General features: G+C 65.4%; 3 protein-coding genes. All 3 read left to right on the forward strand.

Annotated elements, in window-relative coordinates; translation table 11 throughout:
* Window positions 1-66: 66 nt before the first annotated feature.
* The 3 genes from rlmF (at window position 67) to QMX82_RS19300 (ending at window position 6,033) form a co-directional block, all read left to right on the forward strand.
* A complete protein-coding gene (gene rlmF / locus QMX82_RS19290; protein ID WP_442969401.1) occupies window positions 67-1,005 on the forward strand; it encodes a 23S rRNA (adenine(1618)-N(6))-methyltransferase RlmF in 939 nt (312 codons plus the stop codon).
* Between the two features lie 480 nt (window positions 1,006-1,485).
* On the forward strand, window positions 1,486-3,123 hold the full coding sequence (gene mqo, locus QMX82_RS19295) for a malate dehydrogenase (quinone) (protein WP_208694252.1): 1,638 nt from the start codon (window positions 1,486-1,488) through the stop codon (window positions 3,121-3,123).
* 270 nt (window positions 3,124-3,393) lie between these two features.
* The gene (locus QMX82_RS19300; protein WP_282286603.1) at window positions 3,394-6,033 is read left to right on the forward strand and encodes an MGH1-like glycoside hydrolase domain-containing protein; all 2,640 of its coding nucleotides are present in this window, start codon (window positions 3,394-3,396) and stop codon (window positions 6,031-6,033) included.
* The last annotated feature ends 80 nt before the right edge of the window (window positions 6,034-6,113 follow it).

Genomic DNA, 6,113 nt, shown 5'->3' on the forward strand with positions numbered 1-6,113 from the left:
TAGCTCGTGAGACTGAAAACAGGCTCTAAAAGGGCGGCTGTGCTAGGCTCGCCGCCCCTTTTCCACCTGCCTGCCGTCATGACCTCGCCCCGTCGCCCCCTCCCTGGCCGCCCCGCGCCCCTGCATCCGCGCAATCGCCACCAGGGCAGCTATGACTTTCCAGCGCTGATGCGCACAAGCCCGGCGCTCGGGCCGTTCGTGGCACCGACGCCGCGGGGCAACCTGTCCATCGACTTCACCGATCCCCAGGCCGTCCGCGCACTCAACCGCGCGCTACTGGCGCTGCACCATGGCGTGCGCGATTGGGACATCCCCGCTGATTTCCTTTGCCCACCGATCCCCGGTCGCGCCGACTACCTGCATCATCTGGCCGATCTGCTGGCCGAGGGCAATGGCGGCAAGATTCCTCGGGGCGCGACGACGCGCTTGCTGGACGTGGGTACGGGCGCCAATGGCGTCTATCCGCTGATCGGCTTCAAGGAGTATGGCTGGCATTTCGTTGGCAGCGACATCGCCCCGGCGGCGCTGGCTGCCTTCGGCCGCACCCTGGCGGCCAATGCGGATTGCGCCGCCGCCATCGAGTTGCGCCGCCAGCCGGATCCCCAGGCGATCTTTGCCGGCATCATCCAGCCCGGTGAGCGCTACGCCGCCACCCTGTGCAATCCGCCCTTCCACGCCAGCCCCGACGATGCCGTGCGCGGCAGCCGGCGCAAGTGGAAGAACCTGGGCAAGACCACCGGCAAGCAGGTACCTCTGCTCAACTTCGGCGGCCAGGCGGCTGAACTCTGGTGTCCCGGGGGCGAGGCCGCCTTTATCGACAGGATGATCCGCGAGAGTCGTGCCTTCGCCAGGCAGGTCGGCTGGTTCACCTGCCTGGTGTCCAAGGCCAGCAATCTGCCGCCGTTGCAGGCGGCGCTGCGCCGCGAACAGGTCAGTGAAAGTCGCGTCGTAGCCATGGCCCAGGGCCAGAAGCAGAGTCGCTTTCTCGCCTGGCGCTTCGCCTGATCAACCTCCCCACACTTGAACGACGACCCTCCGGCGGCTTTCTACCCGCTTTCGTCGGTGCCGCCGGCGGCTCGCGGAAAGCCGCCAAGACCGCTCCGGTTCGCCTGGAGCAGCAACTGGCGGGACTTTGACCGCCGTCACAGCGGATTAGACTAAAGGCTAATAGGCAAAGCCGATGAATTACGGGCTAGGCAGCCCTACCCCTTCCCTTTAAAATGTCCGGCAACAATTACGCCACGCGCATGCAGCCGCGCCCGAGACCTCTGTCGCCGGTCAGCCGCTGCCAAGGCCGCGCCTTGCGTTTTTGCTCCGACTCCTCCGGTGACTCATGAGAGAGGGGCGGTGGAGGGAAAAGAACCTGCCCTTGCGTGTTTCCGGCTGCATTCTGCCTTGCCCACTGCACATCCACCCATGTGCCATGGTGCCGCACCGCACCGAAACTCGATAAGCAGACCCAGCTTCTATCGAACGAGAGATCACATGCTGAAGAAAATGACTGGCGCGCTGCTCGGCGTCGCCATCGCCTCCGCCCTGGGCACCGCACAGGCCGAAGACACCAAGAAGGTCGACGTCCTGCTGATCGGCGGCGGCATCATGAGCTCCACCCTGGGCATCTGGCTGAACGAGCTGGAGCCGAACTGGACCATGGAAATGGTCGAGCGCCTGGACCAGGTCGCCGACGAGAGTTCCAACGGCTGGAACAATGCCGGTACCGGCCACTCCGCCCTGGCCGAGCTGAACTACACCCCGGAAGACAAGGACGGCAAGGTCACCATCGCCAAGGCCATCGAGATCAACGAGGCCTTCCAGATCTCCCGTCAGTTCTGGTCCTGGCAGGTCAAGAACGGTGTCCTCAAGGACCCGAAAAGCTTCATCAACAGCACCCCGCACATGAGCTTCGTCTGGGGTGACGAGAACATCGCCTTCCTGAAGAAGCGCTACGAGGCGCTCAAGGCCAGCCCGCTGTTCTCCGGCATGCAGTTCTCCGAGGATCCCGCGCAGATCAAGCAGTGGGTTCCGCTGATGATGGAAGGTCGCGATCCCCAGCAGAAGATCGCCGCCACCTGGAGTCCGCTGGGCACCGACGTCAACTTCGGCGAGATCACCCGCCAGTTCGCCGCCAACCTGCAATCCAAGCCGAACTTCAAGCTGAACCTGTCCAGCGAAGTCGAGAACATCACCCGCAATGCCGACGGCAGCTGGCGCGTGGAGTACAAGAACCTCAAGGACGGCAAGAAGACCGAGACCGACGCCAAGTTCGTCTTCATCGGTGCCGGCGGCGGTGCCCTGCACCTGCTGCAGAAGTCGGGCATCCCCGAAGCCAACGATTACGCCGGCTTCCCGGTGGGTGGTTCCTTCCTGGTCACCGACAACCCCGAGATCGCCCAGCAGCACCTGGCCAAGGCCTACGGCAAGGCCTCGGTGGGCGCACCGCCGATGTCGGTGCCGCACCTGGACACCCGCATGCTCGATGGCAAGCGCGTGATCCTGTTCGGGCCCTTCGCCACCTTCTCCACCAAGTTCCTCAAGCAGGGTTCCTACCTGGACCTGCTGACCAGCACCAACACCCACAACGCCTGGCCGATGGTCCGCGTGGGCGTGGCCGAGTACCCGCTGGTGGAATACCTCGCCGGTCAGCTGATGCTGTCGGATGACGACCGCATGGCCGCCCTGCGCGAGTACTTCCCCAACGCCAAGAAGGAAGACTGGCGCCTGTGGCAGGCCGGTCAGCGCGTGCAGATCATCAAGCGCGACGCCGACAAGGGTGGTGTCTTGAAGCTGGGCACCGAGATCGTCGCGGCCAAGGACGGCAGCATCGCCGGCCTGCTGGGCGCCTCCCCGGGCGCCTCGACCGCCGCGCCCATCATGCTGAGCGTGCTGGAGAAGGTGTTCAAGGACAAGGTCGCGACCCCGGAGTGGCAAGCCAAGCTGCACCAGATCGTGCCCAGCTACGGCACCAAGCTGAACAGCGACCCGGCGCGCGTGCAGCAGGAGTGGAACTACACCGCCGACGTCCTGCAACTGGCCACCCCGCCGGTCGCCACCGGCACCGAGAACGCCAAGGCCACCGCCAGCGCCCCGCGCGCCGAAAAGGCCGCCAACGACATGGCGCTGTAGCTCGCCGCCAGGCCCGCTGCGCGAGCGGCGGGCCCTCTGCGATGACCAAAAGGCCCCACCCGACCCGGCGTGGGGCTTTTTTTCGTCCGCCGCCTGGCCGGGATAGAGCCCTTGCATCCGCCCAGGCCCTGTGACGAAAACCGCAACGACGTGAATTTTTTCCGGTCAGACAGGCACTAAAAACTGCGGCGATACGCCAAGGCAGGTCGTTGCACGCCACAATGGTGATCTATCCTCGAGCCTTAACCGTTACCTGAATCTGGAGACACGATGACGGCACATCCCGCCCCGGGCATTCTGCATACCCGAGAAGGCCAGCGCCTGGCTGATACCGATGCCGCCGCCTGGCGGCAGTGGGGGCCCTACCTGAGCGAGCGCCAGTGGGCCACGGTCCGGGAAGACTACAGCGCCGATGGCGACGCCTGGCGCTACTTCCCCCATGACCATGCGCGCAGCCGCGCCTATCGCTGGGGTGAAGACGGCCTCGCCGGTTTCTGCGACAAGGCTCAGCAATGGTGCCTGGGCATCGCCCTCTGGAACGAACGCGATCCCTTCCTCAAGGAACGGCTGTTCGGCCTGACCAATGCCGAGGGCAACCATGGCGAGGACGTCAAGGAGCTGTACTTCTATCTGGACGGGGTGCCGAGCCATGCCTACCAGAAGATGCTCTACAAGTATCCCCACGCCGCCTTTCCCTATGCCCAGCTCACCGAGGAAAACGCCCGGCGCGGCCTGGAGGATCGCGAATACGAGATCCTCGACACCGGCGTCTTCGCCGAGGATCGCTATTTCGACGTCACCGTCGAATACGCCAAGCACACCCCCGACGACATCCTCATGCGGGTCACCGTGGAAAACCGCGGGACCGAGCGCGCCAGCCTGCGGGTGCTGCCGCAGATCTGGTCACGCAACACCTGGGCCTGGACCGGCACCCCACCGCGCTCCATGCTCAGCCTGGAAGGCGAGCAGGTTCGCGCCAGCTATTTCGACCGGCCCGACCTGGTGGTCAGCGCCTGGGGCCCGCGCGAGGCCGAGTGGCTGTTCTGCAACAACGAAACCAATCTGCCCCGCCTGACCGGTGAAGCCGCCGAGGGCCCTTTCAAGGACGGCATCAACGACTATGTGGTGCGCGGCGCCCGCGAGGCGATCCGCCGCGACTTCGGCAGCAAGGCAGCCGCCCATTTCGCCGTGGAGCTGGAGGGTGGCGCCAAGACCGTGGTCTACCTGCGCCTGGCGCCGACCAATGCCCTGTCGGTGGATGCCGATGCGATCTTTGCCGAGCGCATCGCCGAGGCCGATGCCTTCTATGCCGCCCTGCAGGAAAAGATCGCCGATCCCGATGCGCGCCTGGTGCAGCGCCAGGCCCTGGCCGGCCTGCTCTGGTCCAAGCAGCTCTATTATTTCGAGGTCAACCGCTGGCTCAATGGCGATCCCGCACAACCGACGCCGCCGGCGCAACGCGAGCGCATCCGCAACGGTCACTGGCGCCATCTGCTCAACTTCGACATCGTCTCCATGCCGGACAAATGGGAATATCCCTGGTATGCCTCCTGGGACCTGGCCTTCCAGGCGGTGGCCTATGCCCTGATCGATCCCGGCTTCGCCAAGCAGCAGCTGCTGCTGCTGGTGAAGGACAGATTCATGCACCCCAATGGCCAACTGCCGGCCTACGAGTGGAATTTCGAGGACGCCAATCCGCCGGTGCATGCCTGGGCCACCTGGCACGTCTACCTGCAGGAAAAGTCCCTGACCGGGGTCGGCGACCGGGTCTTCCTCGAACGTGTCTTCCACAAGCTGCTGCTGAATTTCTCCTGGTGGATCAACCGCAAGGACACCGAGGGTCGCAACATCTTCCAGGGCGGTTTCCTCGGTCTGGACAACATCGCCCTCTTCGATCGCTCGGCCCCCCTGCCGGAGGGTTACCACCTGGACCAGGCCGACGGCACCGCCTGGATGGCCGCCTATGCGCTGGATCTGATGCGCATCGCCCTGGAGCTGGCCAAGGAAAATCCGGTGTACGTCGATCTGGGGGTGAAGTTCTTCGAACACTTCCTGCACATCGCCGGCGCCATCAACCACAGCGATGATCGCGAAGACGGCCTGTGGGACGAACAGGACGAATTCTTCTACGACGTCCTGCACAAGGCGGATGGCAGCGCCGAGCCGTTGCGCCTGAGGTCCATCGTCGGCCTCATCCCGCTGTTCGCGGTACAGGTGCTGGAACAGCGCGAGCACGAAGGCCTCCCCGGGCTGGGCGGACGGCTGCGCGGCTTCCTGCGCCAGCGGCCGGATCTCGCCCGGTTGGTCTCGCGCTGGACCGAGCCCGGCCAGGGCAACAGATTCCTGCTCTCGCTGCTGCGCGGCCACCGCACCAAGCTGCTGCTCAAGCGCATGCTGGATGACAACGAATTCCTCTCCGAATACGGCATCCGCTCGCTGTCCAAGGCCCACGAACAGCAACCCTTCGAAATGCGCCAGGCCGACGGCAACCTGCTCAGCGCCCGCTATCAACCGGGGGAATCGGATTCGCGCCTCTATGGCGGCAACTCCAACTGGCGCGGGCCGCTGTGGATGCCGATCAACTACATGCTCATCGAGTCGCTGCACGAGTTCCACCGGTACTACGCCGACAGCTTCTCGGTGGAATACCCCAGCGGCTCCGGCTACCTGGCCAATCTGGAAGAGGTCGCCGAAGGCCTCAGCCACCGCCTGACGCGGCTATTCCTCAAGGACGCCGACGGCAAACGCCCGAGCATGGTCGACTATCCGCAACTGCAAAACGATCCGCGCAGTCGCGACCTGGTGCTGTTCCACGAGTATTTCCACGGCGAAAACGGCCGCGGACTCGGGGCCTCCCACCAGACCGGCTGGAGCGCCCTGGTGGCGCTGCTGCTGCAACCCCGGCGCTAGCCCGAGCACGCCGCGGGGGGGCGGCCCCCCCGCCCCCCCCCGGGCCGCGGGCCCGGGGCGGGGGTGCGGGTCCCCCCCCC

It is taken from the genome of Pseudomonas sp. PS02302 (genome assembly GCF_029959585.1).
GTDB classification, from domain to species: Bacteria; Pseudomonadota; Gammaproteobacteria; order Pseudomonadales; family Pseudomonadaceae; genus Chryseomonas; species Chryseomonas aestiva.